This is a genomic window from Streptomyces sp. NPDC001770 (assembly GCF_053596135.1).
Genome location: NZ_JBSFFN010000003.1, coordinates 232279 through 248360 on the forward strand (window position 1 = coordinate 232279; position 16082 = coordinate 248360).

Consider the following 16082-nt stretch of genomic DNA (forward strand, 5'->3'; position numbering starts at 1 on the left):
TTGGGCTTCCGAGCCCTTCGGCTTTCAGGCGAAAACGGCCCCGATCCACGGAAAATCATTTGCCCGGAACGGAACGGGAGGCAAGCCTTGCTGTTTGCCCTTCACCACTTCGGCCAAGGCTGTCCCGCTCTTCCTGGCCGGACAGCCGGTGGCGCGTCGCCGGTGGACTCCGTCCTTCCGATTCTTGGGACCTCATGCAGATTCGTGATCTTCCGTACCGGGACCCCGGCGATCCTGATGTCCGGTCCGGGCCGCGCTTCCTCCTCTGGCTCGGCCGCAACCAGCTCAAGGGACAGCTCAAGGCGCTCTCCTGGGGGCTGTTCCACCAACTGGCCCTCGCCGGTCTGCCGCTGGCGACCGGACTCGCGGTCCAGGCCGTCATCGACGGGTCGGGCGACAGGCTCGTGCTCTCCGGGGCGATGATCCTGCTCCTCGGCATCGGCATCGCGCTCGGCGACACCATGCTCCACCGCACCGCCGTCACCAACTGGATCACCGCGGCGGCCCGGGTGCAGCAGCTCCTCGCCCGGCGTACCGCCGAGCTCGGCTCGGCGCTGACCCGGCGGGTGGCGGCGGGTGAGGTGGTCTCCGTGTCGACGAGCGACGTCGAGAAGATCGGGTGGTTCGTCGAGGCGCTCTCCCGCTTCGCCGCCGCGGCCGCGGCCCTCGTGCTGATCTGCGTCGGGCTGGTGGTGTACCTGCCGTCGCTGGGCGTCCTGGTGGCGCTCTCCGTACCGGTACTCGCCCTGGCGGTCATACCTTTGCTGCCCCGGGCGACCCGGCGGGCCGATCTCCAGCGGGAGAAGGCCGGCAAGGCCACCGAGCTGGCCTCGGACACCGTCGCGGGGCTGCGGGTGCTGCGCGGCATCGGCGGCGAGGACCTCTTCCTCGACCGCTACCGCCGCGCCTCCCAGGAAGTCCGCCGCGCGGCCGTGCACAACGCCCGCATGTGGTCGCTGATCTCGGCGGTCCAGGTGCTGCTGCCCGGCGCGCTGCTGATCGCACTGGTCGGGTACGGGGCCGGGCTCGCCCGGGACGGCGAGATCCGGGTGGGGCAGCTGGTGACGGTGTTCAACTCGGCGGTGCTGCTGCTGTACCCGATGCGCCAGTTCACCGAGATCGCCATGGCCTACTCCTTCTCCCGTCCCTCCGCACGACGCGCGGTCCGGGTGCTGGCGTTGCGCCGGGACACGCGTCCTCCCGCCGTGGACGCCGGGGAGGCGATCCCCGCCGGCGATCTGTACGACCCGGTCACCGGGCTGCTGGCCCCCGAGGGCCTCCTCACCGCGGTGGTCTGCGGCGACCCCGACGAAGCCGGACGGCTGGCCGAGCGCCTCGGCGGCCACGCCGCGGCCGACGCGGCACCGGACGGGAAGCCGGACAAGAACGTGGCGCCGTCCGTGCTGCTGGGCGGTGTCGCACTGGACGAGCTGCCGCTGGACCGGGCGCGTACCGCCGTCCTGGTCCAGGACAAGGAACCGGTACTGCTCTCCGGCACGCTCCGGGAGTTGCTCGACGTGCCCGCGTCGGGGGCCGTGCGTGCCGAGGACGCACTGGCGGCGGCCCAGTGCGCCGACGTACTGGCCGCGCTCGCCCAGGCGTCCGCCGACGCGGACGGCGACCCGATGGGGACCCACATCACCGAGCGCGGCCGTTCGCTCTCCGGCGGACAGCGGCAACGTCTCGCACTGGCACGTTCCCTGGTCACCGACCCCGACGTGCTCGTCCTGGACGAGCCGACCTCGGCCGTGGACTCCCACACGGAGGCCCGCGTCGGTGCCGGCGTCAAGGAACTCCGCCGGGGCCGGACGACCGTGACGTTCTCTTCGTCCCCACTGCTGCTGGACCTCGCCGACCGGGTCGTACTGGTCCACGGCGGGACGGTCGTCGCGGCCGGAGGACACCGCGAGCTCCTGCTCACCGAACCGCTCTACCGCTCGGTCGTCACCCGGGAGACCGAGGCGGAGACGGCGGCGGCCGCACGGACCCGCACCGCGCACGACTCCGGAGCGGTCGGCACAGTCGACGAGCCGCACAGCATCCGGGAAGCCGGAGAGATCGAGGAGAGGGCATGATCGGCCTCGCACCACCGACGTACGACCCGGCCGCACCGACGACGTCCACCACCCTGCCGGTGGGTTCGGCCGCCACCGTGCGGGCCTACGTCCGGGACCTGCTGCGGCGTCACCGCGGCGCGTTCGCCGTGCTCGTCGCCGCCAACGCGGTCGCGGTGATCGCCTCCGTCGTCGGGCCCTACCTGCTCGGCGGGCTGGTGGAGGATCTCGCGGACGGGGTCACCGACCTGCACCTGGAGCGCACGGTGGCGATCTTCGTGGTCGCCCTGGTGATCCAGACGCTCTTCACCCGGACGATGGGGCTGCGCAGCGCGATGCTCGGCGAGGAGATGCTCGCCGACCTGCGCGAGGACTTCCTCGTACGGGCGGTGGGGCTGCCCCCGGGCGTTCTGGAGCGGGCGGGCACGGGTGATCTGCTCTCCCGGATCACCACGGACATCGACCGGCTGGGCAACGCCATGCGGGAGGCCGTACCGCAGCTCGCCATCGGTGTGGTCTGGTCCGGACTGCTGGTCGGCGCGCTCACGGTGACGGCGCCGCCGCTGGCGCTCGCGGTGCTGGTGGCGCTGCCGCTGCTGCTCGCCGGCTGCCGCTGGTACTTCCGGCGCGCCCCTTCCGCGTACCGCTCGGAGTCCGCCGGGTACGCCGCGGTGGCGGCGATGCTCGCGGAGACCGTGGACGCGGGGCGGACCGTGGAGGCGCACCGGCTCGGCGCGCGCCGGGTGGCTCTGTCGGAGCTGCGCGTGACGCAGTGGACCCGGTGGGAGCGGTACACGCTCTTCCTCCGTTCGGTGCTGTTCCCGGTCATCAACCTGACGTACGTGACGGTCCTCGGCAGCGTGCTGATGCTGGGCGGCTGGTTCGTGCTGGAGGGATGGCTCACCGTCGGGCAGATGACGACGGGCGCGCTGCTGGCGCAGATGCTGGTCGATCCCCTGGGACTGATCCTGCGCTGGTACGACGAGTTGCAGGTGGCCCAGGTCTCGCTGGCGCGACTGGTGGGCGTACGCGACATCGAGCCGGAAGCCGGCGACGAATCGGTCCGGCCCGAGGGCCGGGAGGTCCGGGCGGACGAGGTGAACTTCGGCTACCGCTCCGGGGTGGACGTGCTGCACGAGGTGTCGCTGAGCGTGGCCCCGGGCACCCGGCTGGCACTGGTCGGCCCGTCGGGGGCGGGCAAGTCCACGCTGGGCCGGTTGCTGGCGGGCATCTACGCGCCGAGGACGGGTGAGCTGACACTGGGCGGCGCGGAGCTGTCCCGGATGCCGGCGGAGCGGGTGCGCGAGCATGTCGCGCTCGTCAACCAGGAGCACCACGTGTTCGTCGGTTCGCTCCGCGACAACCTCCTGCTGGCGCGGAACGGTGCCGAGGACGCCGAGCTGTGGGCGTCGCTGGCGGCGGTGGACGCGGACGGCTGGGCGAGGGCGATGGCGGACGGTCTGGACACCGAGGTGGGTTCGGGCGGCCTGGCGCTGACTCCGGCGCAGGCCCAGCAGATCGCGCTGGCACGGCTGGTGCTGGCCGATCCGCACACCCTGGTGCTCGACGAGGCGACCTCGCTGCTGGACCCGCGTGCGGCCCGGCATCTGGAGCGCTCGCTCGCGCGGGTGCTCGAAGGCCGGACGGTCGTGGCCATCGCGCACCGGCTGCACACCGCGCACGACGCGGACGTGATCGCGGTCGTGGAGGAGGGCCGGATCAGCGAACTCGGCAGCCATGACGAGCTGGTCGCGGCCGGCGGCGCGTACGCGGCGCTCTGGCGGTCCTGGCACGGGTGAGCGAAAGGGGCGCGCCGGAGGCCGTGCCTCCGGCGCGCCCCGCCGCCCGCCCCGCCCGCCTCACACCTCTCTCCCCGGGCGTGTGCGCGGGGAGTAACCGCCCGTGCCTCCAGCGCGTCACCGTCCGGAAATTCGGCCTTCCTACGGTGCTGTTCTCGGGATCAGCGCCTTGGGTCAGCCCCAAGGCGGAGGGTCCCGCCCGGTAAGGCACGCACCGCGGGGTGGGGGTTCGGTGGCATCTGGCTCGGACGACGGCAGCGTCCGTACGGTCTGTTCGTACTGCGGCGTCGGCTGCGGGATCGTGCTCGACCTGGTACGGGACCCGGCCGACGGCCGGCGCCGGGTGGCCAGGGCGTCCGGCGACAAGGCACACCCGGCCAACGCGGGCCGCCTCTGCACCAAGGGGGCGACCAGCGCCGACCTGATGGCGGCGCCCGGCCGGGTGGGCCGGGCGCTGGTACGGGCCGAGCGGGGCGCCGAGCCGGTCGGGACGGACGTGGACGAGGCCGTCGCCTCGGTGGCGGGGCGGCTGCGGGCGATCCTGGACGAGCACGGCCCTGACGCGCTCTCCTTCTACGTCTCCGGGCAGATGTCCCTGGAGGCGCAGTACCTGGCGAACAAGCTGGCCAAGGGGTTCGTGCGCACCAACCGGATCGAGTCCAACTCCCGGCTCTGCATGGCCTCCGCGGGCACCGGCTACAAGCTGTCGCTCGGCGCCGACGGGCCGCCCGGCTCGTACCAGGACTTCGACCGCGCGGACGCGTTCTTCGTCATCGGCTCCAACATGGCCGACTGCCACCCCATTCTCTTCCTGCGCATGATGGACCGGGTGAAGGCGTCCGGCGCCAGGCTGATCGTCGTGGACCCGCGCCGCAACGCCACCGCGGACAAGGCCGACCTCTTCCTGCGGATCAGGCCCGGCACCGATCTCGCCCTGCTGAACGGCCTGTTGCACCTGCTGGTCGCGGACGGCCACACCGACGAGGAGTTCATCGCCGGGTTCACCGAGGGCTGGGAGGAGATGCCCGCCTTCCTCGCGGACTGGCCGCCGGACAGGGTCGCGGAGATCACGGGCATCCCGGAGGACGACATCCGGCTGGCCGCGCGGTGGATCGGCGAGGCCGGCGAGTGGATGAGCTGCTGGACCATGGGGCTGAACCAGTCGACGCACGGGACGTGGAACACCAACGCGCTGATCAACCTGCACCTCGCCACCGGCGCGATCTGCCGCCCCGGCTCAGGCCCCTTCTCGCTGACCGGGCAGCCCAACGCCATGGGCGGGCGTGAGATGGGGTACATGGGCCCCGGACTGCCCGGCCAGCGGTCGGTGCTGGTCGACGCCGAGCGCGCCTTCGTCGAGGAGTTGTGGCGGATCCCCGGGGGTTCACTCCGTACCGAAGTCGGGCACGGCACGGTGGAGCTGTTCGAGCAGCTGGCCGCCGGTGAGATCAAGGCGTGCTGGATCATCTGCACCAACCCCGTCGCCTCGGTGTCCAACCGCAAGACCGTCATCGCAGGTCTGGAGGCGGCCGAACTGGTCATCACCCAGGACGTGTTCGCCGAGACCGAGACCAACGCCTACGCGGACGTGGTGCTGCCCGCGACACTGTGGGCGGAGTCCGACGGGGTCATGGTCAACTCGGAGCGGAACCTCACGCTTGTCCAAGGCGTCGTCGACCCGCCCGGACAGGCGCTGCCCGACTGGCAGTTGATCGCCCGGGTGGCCTGCGCGATGGGCTTCGCCGAGGGATTCACCTACGCGTCGGCCGAGGAGGTCTTCGAGGAGCTGAAGCAGGCGTGGAATCCGGCGACGGGCTGGGACCTGCGCGGGGTGAGTTACGAACGGCTGCGCGCCACTCCCGTCCAGTGGCCGGCGCCCGACGCGGCCGGGCCGGACCGCAATCCGGTGCGTTACCTCAACGACGGTGTCAGCCAGGCACTGTTGGTGAGGGAGGACGGCTCCCGCCCCCGTCTGGCCTTCCCCACCGCGAGCGGACGCGCCCGTTTCTTCGCCCGCCCGCATCTGCCGGCGGCCGAACTCCCCGACGACGAATTCCCGTTCCTCTTGAACACGGGCCGGTTGCAGCACCAGTGGCACACGCTGACCAAGACCGGCAAGGTCGCCAGACTGACGAAGCTGAACCCCGGGCCGTTCGTGGAGGTCCACCCCGAGGACGCGCGGTCGCTCGGCGTGGCGAAAGGTGACCGTCTGGAGGTCACCTCCCGTCGCGGGCGCGCCGTCCTGCCCGTGGTGGTCACCGACCGGGTCGGGCCGGGCACCGTGTTCGCACCGTTCCACTGGAACGACCTGTTCGGCGAGTACCTCAGCGTCAACGCGGTCACCAACGACGCCGTCGATCCGCTTTCCTTCCAGCCCGAGTTCAAGGTCTGCGCCGTCACCCTCGCCCGGACGGCGGCCCCCGTCCCGGCGGGCCGCCCGAGCACCGAAACGGAGACCGCACCCGTGACCACGCTCCCCGCCCCCGTACCGGTCGCCGCCGCGGCCGTCCCGGCCCACTCCCCCGTCCAGGCGCTCGCCGCCCTGCTCGGGCTGCCCGACCTCGTTCCACCCCCGCTGGCCGAGCCGGAGCGCCGCTATCTCTCCGGTTACCTCTCCGGTCTCGCCGCCGCCCCGCCCGCCGCCGGCGTTCCGGTGCTGCCGCCGGACGCGCCGTTCGACACCGGCCACGCCCTCTGGGTCGACGGTGTCCTCGCGGGGATGTTCTCCCGCACCACCGCGCCGGCCCGCACCGCTGCCCCCGCCCGCACCGGCGCAGCAGCCGGCACCGCGGACCCGGCACGCACCACCAATCCGGCCGGAATGCCGGACCGGACCGGGGCGCCCGTCGCCGGCACCGCCGTACCGGCCCGCCGCCTGGTCCTTCTGTGGGCCTCCCAGACCGGCAACGCCGAGGAGTTCGCCCAGGGCGCCGCCGCACGCCTCGCCCTGGCGGGCCGTACCGCCGAGCTCCTCCCCATGGCGGAGGCGACATCGGCGCACCTCTCCGCCGGGACCGACGTCCTCCTCGTCACCAGTACCTTCGGCGACGGCGAAGCACCGGACAACGGAGCCGATTTCTGGCAGGACCTGGCCATGGAGAAGGCCGGCCGGCTGGAGGGGGTCCGGTACGCGGTCCTCGCCCTGGGCGACTCCTCCTACGACGACTTCTGCGGCCACGGCCGCCGGCTGGACGAGCGGTTCGCCGCCCTCGGAGCCACCCGCCTCGTGCCCCGCGCCGACTGCGAACCCGACGCCGGGGAGCGGGCCGAGGAGTGGCTCGGCCAGGTACTCACCGCCCTGGCCGCATCCACGTCGGGCGGGTCCGTCGCCGCGCACCCCGCCACCGCCGCTCGCCCCCTCGCGTCCGCCGCTGCGACGCCCGTACCGGCCGGCTACACCAGGACGTCCCCGTTCGCCACCCTGCTCGTCGGCAACAGGCTGCTGAGCCTGCCCGGTTCCGGCAAGGAGGTACGGCAGTTCGCCTTCGACACCCGCGACGGGGAACTCGCCTACGACGCCGGGGACGCCCTCGGCGTCTGGCCGGCCAACAGCGCGGGTCTCGCGGCCGAATGGCTGGCCCTCACCGGCCTGGGTCCCGATGAGCCGGTCGACCTCGGCGACGGCGGGCCGCTCGCGCTGGAGGAGGCGCTGCGCACCCGGCTGGACATCTCCCGTGTCAGCACCGGGCTGTTGAGGTTCCTGATGGAACGCACCGACAGCCACGAACTGAAGCGGCTGCTGCGTCCCGACAACAAGGACGCCCTCGCCAAGTGGAGTTGGGGCCGCCAGGCGGCCGACGTCGCCGCCGAGTTCCCGGTCCGCGCGTCGGCGGCGGACTGGGCCGGGGCGCTCAAGCGCCTCCAGCCCCGCCTGTACTCCATCTCCTCCAGCCCGCTGGCCCACCCCGGGGAGGTCCGTCTCACCGTCTCCGTGGTCCGCTGGGCCAACCGTCTCGGCCGCGACCGCAAGGGAGTCTGCTCCACCTATCTCGCCGACCACGCCGACGACGGCCCGGTCCAGGTGTTCGTGCAGCGCTCCCCGCATTTCCGTCCGCCCGCGGACCCGTCCACCCCCATGATCATGGTCGGCCCGGGCACCGGAGTGGCGCCCTTCATCGGCTTCCTCGAGGAACGGCGGGCGCGCGGCCACTCCGGCCCCAACTGGCTCTTCTTCGGCGAGCAGCGCCGGGCCACCGACTTCTACCACCGCCAGGACCTGGAGGCGCACCTGGCGTCCGGCCACCTCGACCGCCTGGACCTGGCCTTCTCCCGCGACCAGCGCAACAAGGTCTACGTCCAGGACCGGATGCGCGAGCACGGCCCCCGCCTGTGGCAGTGGCTCCGGGACGGTGCGCACTTCTACGTGTGCGGGGATGCCGGACGCATGGCCAAGGACGTCGACCGGGCGCTCCGGGACATCGTCGCCGCACACGGCTCCATGGACACCGACGAGGCCGCCGCCTGGGTCAGGCGCCTCGCGGCGGAGAAGCGGTACGTGCGCGACGTCTACTGACGGCGCCGGGACGGGTCGTTGACCCGTTCGGGTAGGGCCCGGTTCCGGTGGCCGTCGGGCCCCTGGGCCCGGTCCCCCGGGCCGGGAGGCGCGTTCAGGGGTCTGCGGTGAGGATGTGAGGTGACCCGCCCGGACTTCGGGGCAGGTGAGACACGACCGCGTAAGCCTGAGAAGGGACGCACACCGTGGCACCACCCAGGATTCTCGTCGTCGGCGCCGGCTTCGCCGGGGTCGAGTGCGTGCGCCGTCTGGAGCGTCGGCTCTCGCCGGGAGAAGCGCAGATCACGCTCGTCACGCCGTTCTCGTACCAGCTGTACCTGCCGCTTCTGCCGCAGGTCGCCTCCGGCGTGCTCACCCCCCAGTCGGTGGCCGTCTCACTGCGGCGCAGCAGCCGTCATCGCACTCGGATCGTGCCGGGCGGGGCGATCGGCGTGGACACCAAGGCGAAGATCTGCGTGATCCGCAAGATCACGGACGAGATCGTGAACGAGCCGTACGACTACATCGTGCTCGCCGCCGGAAGTGTGACCCGGACGTTCGACATCCCCGGTCTGCTGGACCACGCCCGGGGCATGAAGACGCTCGCCGAGGCCGCGTACGTACGGGACCACGTCATCGAGCAGCTCGATGTCGCGGACGCCAGCCAGGACGAGGCGGAGCGTGCGTCGCGGCTCCAGTTCGTCGTGGTGGGCGGCGGTTACGCCGGGACCGAGACGGCGGCCTGTCTCCAGCGGCTGACGACCAACGCCGTGAAGCACTACCCGCGGCTGGACCCGAAGCTGATCAAGTGGCATCTGATCGACATCGCCCCGAAGCTCATGCCGGAGCTGGGCGACAAGCTCGGGGTCAGCGCCATGAAGATCCTGCGCAAGCGCGGCATCGAGGTGTCGCTGGGGGTGTCGATCGCGAAGGCGGACCGGGAGGAAGTCACCTTCACGGACGGCCGGGTGCTGCCGTGCCGCACCCTGATCTGGACGGCCGGGGTGGCCGCGAGCCCGCTGATCGCCACGCTGGGCGCGGAGACCGTACGCGGCCGGCTGGCGGTGAATCCGGAAATGGCGCTGCCGGGCGCCGACGGGGTGTTCGCGCTGGGCGACGCGGCGGCCGTGCCCGACCTCGCGAAGGGCGACGGCGCGGTCTGCCCGCCGACCGCGCAGCACGCGATGCGCCAGGGCCGGGTCGTGGCGGACAACGTCCTCGCGTCCCTGCGGGGCGGCACGCTCCAGCCGTACGAGCACAAGGACCTGGGGCTGGTCGTGGACCTCGGTGGCCGGGACGCGGTCTCCAAGCCGCTCGGGATCGAACTGCAGGGCATCCCCGCGCAGGCCGTGGCACGCGGCTACCACTGGTCGGCGCTGCGCACGAACGTCGCGAAGACCCGGGTGCTCACCAACTGGCTGCTGAACGCGGTCGCCGGTGACGACTTCGTCCGTACCGGTTTCCAGTCGCGCAAGTCTGCGACGCTGCGGGACTTCGAGTACACGGACGCCTATCTGAGCCCCGAGGAACTCGTGGCGCGCACGGAGTCCGCCGCGAAACGGAAGTGACGGTTTCGGCGCTGTGGGAGGGCGCCGCCCGGGAGGTCTCCGGGCGGCGCCCTCCGCGTGTGCGGGGTCAGCTCTGCCGGGAGAGCACCGTGGCCACGGTGTCCGCCTCCTGCGGGAGCTTGTCCTCGCGGTAGCGCAGAACCCGGGCGAACCGCAGGGTGACGCCCGCCGGGTAGCGGGTGGAGCGCTGGAGACCGTCGTAGGCGATCTCCACGACGAGTTCCGGGCGTACGGTCACGACATGCCCGTCGTCGCCGGTGGAGAGCGCGAGCAGGCGTTCGGTCTGCCAGGTGAGGAGCTGGTCGGTGAGCCCCTTGAAGGTCTTGCCGAGCATCACGGGGGTGCCGTCCGGTCCCAGCGCGGCGAGGTGCAGGTTGGAGAGCTTCCCGGTGCGCCGGCCGCTGCCCCACTCGACGGCCGTCACCAGGAGGTCGAGGGTGTGGACGGGCTTGACCTTCAGCCAGGACGCGCCCCGGCGGCCCGCGCTGTAGGGGGCGGCGAGGTCCTTGACGACCACGCCTTCGTGACCGCGCTCCAGGGTCGCGGCGAAGAAGGCGTCGGCGGCGTCCCGGGCCCCGGTGTCCGACGCGGTCCCGGCCGGGCCGGTCACCAGGGTGCGGCGTACCCGCATGTGTTCGGGGACCAGCCGGGCGAGGGCCGCGTGCCGTTCGGTGAGGGGCCGGTCCAGGAGGTCCTCGTCGTCCACGAGCAGGACGTCGAAGAAGACCGGGACCACCGGCAGTTCCGCGGCGGCCCGTGCCACGTCGCGCCGGGAGCCCACCCGGGCGGCGATCTCCTGGAACGGGCGCGGCCGGCCGTCCGGGCCGAGCGCGATCACCTCGCCGTCGAGGACGAAGCGCTCGCCGGGGAAGCCGGCGACGGCGGTCACCAGGTCGGGGAGCCGGTCGGTGATGTCGTCCAGGGTGCGGGTGAAGGCGCGTACGCCGGTGTGGTCCCGGTGCACCTGTACGCGGATGCCGTCGAGCTTCTCCTCCACCGCGCAGCTCCCGAGCTTGTCGATCGCCTCGCCGACCGTGCCGGCGGAGTGCGCGAGCATCGGGTGGACCGGCCGGCCCACGGTGAGCCGGAAGCGGGCGAGCGCTCCGGGTCCGTCCGCGAGCAGGGCGACCGCCACGTCCTGGAGTGAGCCGGCGAGCATGACGGCCCGGCGTACCTCGGCGCCCGCCGCGCCGGACGCGCGGGCCAGCGCGTCCACGGCGATGGCGTCCAGGGCGCCCTGGCGCAGCTCACCCAGGAGCAGGGCGCGGAGGAACTGCTGTTCTTCGGCGGTGGCCGCGCCCAGGAGCGCGCGCAGCCGCTCCGCGCGGGCGGCCCGGGAACCGGGGCCGGTCAGCGCTCCGATCGCGGTCAGCTCGGCGTCCGTGTGCGCGACGGTGAGGGTGGGCTCGGTGGCGGGTTCCGCCGGGTCGCCGAGGGTGGACCAGCCGATGCCGAGCCGCCCCTGCGGCAGTCGCCCGGCGAGGTACGGAATGGCGACGGGGACGTCCTCGGGGGCCGCGTCCCGGAAGAGGCCGGCCAGGAGCTCGACCTTGCGGTTCCTGGCGGGGGCCCCGGCGACCTGGAGCGAGACCTGGGCGAGCCGGATGAGCAGCATGGGCCCATGGTCCTACGGGGAGGCGCGCGCCGCCCGGAGAGAATTTCCGGGCCCCGGGCGGACGCGGTCCACGGATCGGTCCAGGTGACGGTCAGATGATGTTGAGGGCGCCCGCGGCGCCGAGTCCCCCGAGCACCATGAACACCGGCATCAGCACCTTCAGCTCCACCCAGCTGCCGGCCCGGAACCGCATCGCCTTCGGCGGGCCCAGCGCGTACCAGCGCTTGCGGCCGAGGGGGATGGGCCAGAGGATCGGGCAGCCCGAGACGGTCAGCGCGTCGCCGATGTCGTGGACCAGGGCGCCGAGGACAATGGGCAGCCCGAGCCACATGTACTCCTGGCCGGGTGCGTCGAAGAACCAGTTCGAGCCGTGACCGGGCTGGTCCAGCACGCCCGCGAGGATCCAGGCGCTGGTCGCCCCGAGCATCCAGACGAGTACGTCGCTGGAGACCCGGGCGGCCCGCCAGAGCAGGCCTTCGACGGCGAGCACCAGGTGGACGAAGAGGATCGCGAGGACCGCCCAGCGTCCGCCGAGGATCGCGGCCCCGGATGCCACGGCACCGGTGAGGACGGCCCACAGCCAGGTGTGGGTCAGGGTCCGGTGTCCGCCGTTGCGCCGGGGGTCACCGGGGCCCCGGGTCGCCTTGTAGACGGCGTGGGAGATCTTGTCGACGACCTCGCACACCCCCTTGGACACCGGGCCGAAGGCGCGCGAGATGGTGGCCGACTTGTGGTCGAGGTCGGGGGCGAGTGCGGCACCCGCCGTGATCAGCGCGCCGACGACCAGGACGGGCCAGGGCATGGTGTGCCCCGCGGCGGCCGCGGCCGCGCCCACCCCGAGCCAGGCCGCCGCCCCGGACAGTGAGTGTGCCGGTCCCATCATGGTGTTTTCCGCCCCCAGAACGTGGTGCGGCCGACGCCGTTGCGGCGCGGCCGAGTTGAGTGGGAAGCCTACCGCCCGTGATCTTCGTACGGCCGTCCGGTTCCCTCTTCCGGACGGAAGGCAGGCAAGATGGGGGGCGTGACCCTTATCGATCAGCTGCCCACGACCGCGGACCCGGACGCTCTCTTCGAGGCTTTCTCCTCGTGGACCGAGAGTCAGGGAATCGACCTCTACCCCGCTCAGGAGGAGGCGCTGATCGAGGTGGTCTCCGGGGCGAACGTCATCCTGTCCACGCCGACCGGCTCGGGCAAGAGCCTGGTCGCGGCGGGTGCCCACTTCACGGCGCTGGCGCAGGACAAGGTCACCTTCTACACGGCTCCGATCAAGGCGCTGGTCTCGGAGAAGTTCTTCGACCTGTGCAAGCTCTTCGGCACGGAGAACGTCGGGATGCTGACGGGCGACGCCTCGGTCAACGCCGACGCGCCCGTCATCTGCTGCACGGCGGAGGTGCTGGCCTCGATCGCGCTGCGCGACGGCAAGTACGCCGACATCGGCCAGGTCGTGATGGACGAGTTCCACTTCTACGCGGAGCCCGACCGCGGCTGGGCGTGGCAGATCCCGTTGCTGGAGCTGCCGCAGGCCCAGTTCGTCCTGATGTCGGCGACCCTCGGCGACGTCGCGATGTTCGAGAAGGACCTCACCCGGCGTACCGGCAGGCCGACGTCCGTGGTGCGTTCGGCGACCCGTCCGGTGCCGCTCAGCTACGAGTACCGCCTCACGCCGATCACCGAGACGCTGACCGAGCTGCTGGACACCCGGCAGTCCCCCGTCTACATCGTGCACTTCACGCAGGCCGCCGCCGTGGAGCGGGCGCAGTCGCTGATGAGCATCAACATGTGCAGCAAGGAGGAGAAGGAGAAGATCGCCGACCTGATCGGCAACTTCCGCTTCACCACCAAGTTCGGCCAGAACCTCTCCCGGTACGTACGCCACGGCATCGGGGTCCACCACGCCGGCATGCTGCCCAAGTACCGCCGCCTGGTGGAGAAGCTCGCGCAGGCGGGTCTGCTGAAGGTGATCTGCGGTACGGACACCCTCGGCGTCGGGGTCAACGTCCCGATCCGCACGGTGCTGTTCACGGCGCTCACCAAGTACGACGGCACCCGGGTGCGGACGCTGCGGGCGCGTGAGTTCCACCAGATCGCGGGGCGGGCCGGGCGGGCCGGTTTCGACACGGCCGGGTTCGTCGTGGCGCAGGCCCCCGAGCACGTCATCGAGAACGAGAAGGCCGTCAAGAAGGCGGGCGACGACCCGAAGAAGAAGCGCAAGGTCGTCCGCAAGAAGGCCCCCGAGGGCTTCGTCGCCTGGTCGGAGACGACCTTCGACAAGCTGATCCAGTCCGATCCCGAGCCGCTCACCTCGCGCTTCCGGGTCACCCACACCATGCTGCTCTCGGTCATCGCCCGTCCCGGCAACGCCTTCAAGGCCATGCGCCATCTGCTGGAGGACAACCACGAGCCGCGCAGGGCCCAGTTGCGGCACATCCGGCGGGCCATCGCCATCTACCGCTCGCTGCTCGACGGCGGTGTGGTGGAGCAGCTCGCGGAGCCGGACGCCGAGGGCCGGATCGTGCGGCTGACCGTGGACCTCCAGCAGGACTTCGCGCTGAACCAGCCGCTCTCCACCTTCGCGCTCGCCGCGTTCGACCTGCTGGACGCCGAATCCCCGTCGTACGCGCTGGACATGGTCTCCGTCGTCGAGTCGACGCTGGACGACCCGCGCCAGATCCTCGCCGCCCAGCAGAACAAGGCGCGCGGCGAGGCGGTCGGGCAGATGAAGGCGGACGGCGTCGAGTACGAGGAGCGGATGGAGCGGCTCCAGGAGGTCACGTACCCGAAGCCGCTGGGCGAGCTGCTGTGGCACGCCTACGACGTGTACCGCAAGAGCCACCCGTGGGTCGGGGACCACCCGGTGTCGCCGAAGTCGGTGATCCGGGACATGTACGAACGTGCCATGACCTTCACGGAGTTCACCTCCAACTACGAGCTGGCCCGGACCGAGGGCATCGTGCTGCGCTACCTCGCGAGCGCGTACAAGGCGCTGGAGCACACGATCCCGGACGACCTCAAGTCCGAGGACCTCCAGGACCTGATCGCCTGGCTCGGCGAGATGGTGCGCCAGGTGGACTCCAGCCTGCTGGACGAGTGGGAGCAGCTCGCCAACCCGGAGGTGGAGACCGCCGAGCAGGCGCAGGAGAAGGCCGACGAGGTCAAGCCGGTCACCGCGAACGCCCGTGCCTTCCGGGTGCTGGTGCGCAACGCGATGTTCCGCCGGGTCGAGCTGGCCGCCCTGGACCGGGTCCGCGACCTCGGCGAGCTGGACGCGGACGCCGGCTGGGACGAGGACCGCTGGGGCGAGGCGATGGACGCCTACTGGGACGAGTTCGAGGAGCTGGGCACGGGCCCCGACGCGCGCGGCCCCAAGCTGCTGAAGATCGAGGAGGACCCGGCGCACGGGGTATGGCGGGTGTGGCAGGCTTTCGCCGACCCGAATGGTGACCACGACTGGGGCATCCGCGCAGAGGTGGATCTCGCGGCTTCCGACGAAGAAGGCCGCGCGGTCGTGCGCGTCACCGACGTGGGTCAGCTGTGAGCCCGGCCGCGACGGTGACGGCGGGGCGGCGAGAGTGGAGAAGAAGCCCATGACGAACCCCGCCGAGCTCCTGGTCGACCTGCTCGACCTGGAGCGGATCGAGGTCAACATCTTCCGTGGCCGGAGCCCCGAGGAGTCCCTCCAGCGGGTCTTCGGCGGCCAGGTCGCGGGCCAGGCGCTCGTCGCGGCCGGCCGGACCACCGACGGTGACCGGCCGGTGCACTCGCTGCACGCCTACTTCCTGCGCCCGGGGCGGCCGGGCGTGCCGATCGTGTACCAGGTGGAGCGGGTGCGCGACGGCCGCTCCTTCACGACGCGGCGGGTCACGGCGGTGCAGGAGGGCCGGACGATCTTCAACCTGACGGCCTCCTTCCACCGGCCCGAGGAGGCCGCCTTCGAGCACCAGCTGCCGCCCGCCCGTATCGTCCCGGACCCCGAGGAGCTGCCCACGGTCGCCGACGAGGTGCGCGAGCACCTGGGCGGGCTGCCCGAGGCGCTGGAGCGGATGGCCCGTCGCCAGCCGTTCGACATCCGGTACGTGGACCGGCTGCGCTGGACGCCGGACGAGGTCGCCGAGGCGGAGCCGCGCAGCGCGGTGTGGATGCGCGCGGTCGGCCCGCTGGGCGACGACCCGCTGGTGCACACCTGCGCGCTGACGTACGCGAGCGACATGACGCTGCTGGACGCCGTCCGCCTCCCGGTGGAGCCGCTGTGGGGCCCGCGCGGTTTCGACATGGCCAGCCTCGATCACGCCATGTGGTTCCACCGCCCCTTCCGGGCCGACGAGTGGTTCCTGTACGACCAGGAATCGCCGATCGCCACGGGCGGCCGGGGTCTGGCCCGCGGCCGGATCTACGACCGGGAGGGCAACCTGCTGGTCTCGGTGGTGCAGGAGGGGCTGTTCCGGCGGCTGGGGGCGTAGGGCGGAAGACGGCGTAGGCCGCCCGCCGCCGCGGCGGGGCGTAGGTGTGGCCCCTGCCGGTGGAGCCGGCGACCCGCCACGCGTGCTCGTCGCGGGC

General features: G+C 72.3%; 8 protein-coding genes. 6 read left to right on the forward strand and 2 right to left on the reverse strand.

Annotated features, from left to right (window positions below):
• Positions 1–194 precede the first annotated feature (194 nt).
• The 4 genes from ACWCSV_RS04705 (at position 195) to ACWCSV_RS04720 (ending at position 9913) form a co-directional block, all read left to right on the forward strand.
• Entirely contained in the window at positions 195–2075 is a 1881-nt protein-coding gene (locus ACWCSV_RS04705) for an ABC transporter transmembrane domain-containing protein (protein ID WP_451138484.1), read from the forward strand.
• Positions 2072–3853 carry an ABC transporter ATP-binding protein gene (locus tag ACWCSV_RS04710; RefSeq protein WP_451138486.1) on the forward strand — a complete coding sequence of 594 codons (1782 nt, stop codon included), beginning with the start codon at positions 2072–2074 and terminating at the stop codon, positions 3851–3853. Before ACWCSV_RS04705 ends, ACWCSV_RS04710 begins: the two co-directional genes overlap by 4 nt.
• A gap of 232 nt (positions 3854–4085) precedes the next feature.
• A complete protein-coding gene (locus ACWCSV_RS04715; RefSeq protein ID WP_451138488.1) occupies positions 4086–8366 on the forward strand; it encodes a molybdopterin-dependent oxidoreductase in 4281 nt (1426 codons plus the stop codon).
• 185 nt (positions 8367–8551) lie between these two features.
• Positions 8552–9913, forward strand: coding sequence for an NAD(P)/FAD-dependent oxidoreductase (locus ACWCSV_RS04720; protein ID WP_451138490.1), 1362 nt, complete (start codon positions 8552–8554; stop codon positions 9911–9913).
• Between the two features lie 67 nt (positions 9914–9980).
• On the opposite strand, the gene ACWCSV_RS04725 is transcribed toward ACWCSV_RS04720, so the two are convergent.
• Together ACWCSV_RS04725 and ACWCSV_RS04730 are read right to left on the reverse strand one after the other, a co-directional pair.
• Entirely contained in the window at positions 9981–11528 is a 1548-nt protein-coding gene (locus tag ACWCSV_RS04725) for an ATP-dependent DNA ligase (RefSeq protein WP_451138492.1), read from the reverse strand.
• 91 nt (positions 11529–11619) lie between these two features.
• Positions 11620–12411, reverse strand: coding sequence for a metal-dependent hydrolase (locus tag ACWCSV_RS04730; protein WP_451138494.1), 792 nt, complete (start codon positions 12409–12411; stop codon positions 11620–11622).
• Positions 12412–12549: 138 nt separating this feature from the next.
• Between ACWCSV_RS04730 and ACWCSV_RS04735 the strand changes: the two genes are divergently transcribed.
• Positions 12550–15063, forward strand: coding sequence for a DEAD/DEAH box helicase (locus ACWCSV_RS04735; protein WP_451138496.1), 2514 nt, complete (start codon positions 12550–12552; stop codon positions 15061–15063).
• 49 nt (positions 15064–15112) lie between these two features.
• Positions 15113–15985 (forward strand): acyl-CoA thioesterase, encoded by an 873-nt coding sequence (locus ACWCSV_RS04740; protein WP_451138498.1) that lies wholly within the window; start codon positions 15113–15115, stop codon positions 15983–15985.
• Positions 15986–16082: the final 97 nt, after the last annotated feature.

What these genes read in the sequence shown, in the direction of transcription:
- ACWCSV_RS04705 (WP_451138484.1), top strand. Translation starts at nt 195, where the DNA reads ATGCAGATTCGTGATCTTCCGTACCGGGACCCCGGCGATCCTGATGTC.
- ACWCSV_RS04710 (WP_451138486.1), top strand. Translation starts at nt 2,072, where the DNA reads ATGATCGGCCTCGCACCACCGACGTACGACCCGGCCGCACCGACGACG.
- ACWCSV_RS04725 (WP_451138492.1), bottom strand. Translation starts at nt 11,528, where the DNA reads ATGCTGCTCATCCGGCTCGCCCAGGTCTCGCTCCAGGTCGCCGGGGCC.
- ACWCSV_RS04730 (WP_451138494.1), bottom strand. Translation starts at nt 12,411, where the DNA reads ATGATGGGACCGGCACACTCACTGTCCGGGGCGGCGGCCTGGCTCGGG.
- ACWCSV_RS04740 (WP_451138498.1), top strand. Translation starts at nt 15,113, where the DNA reads ATGACGAACCCCGCCGAGCTCCTGGTCGACCTGCTCGACCTGGAGCGG.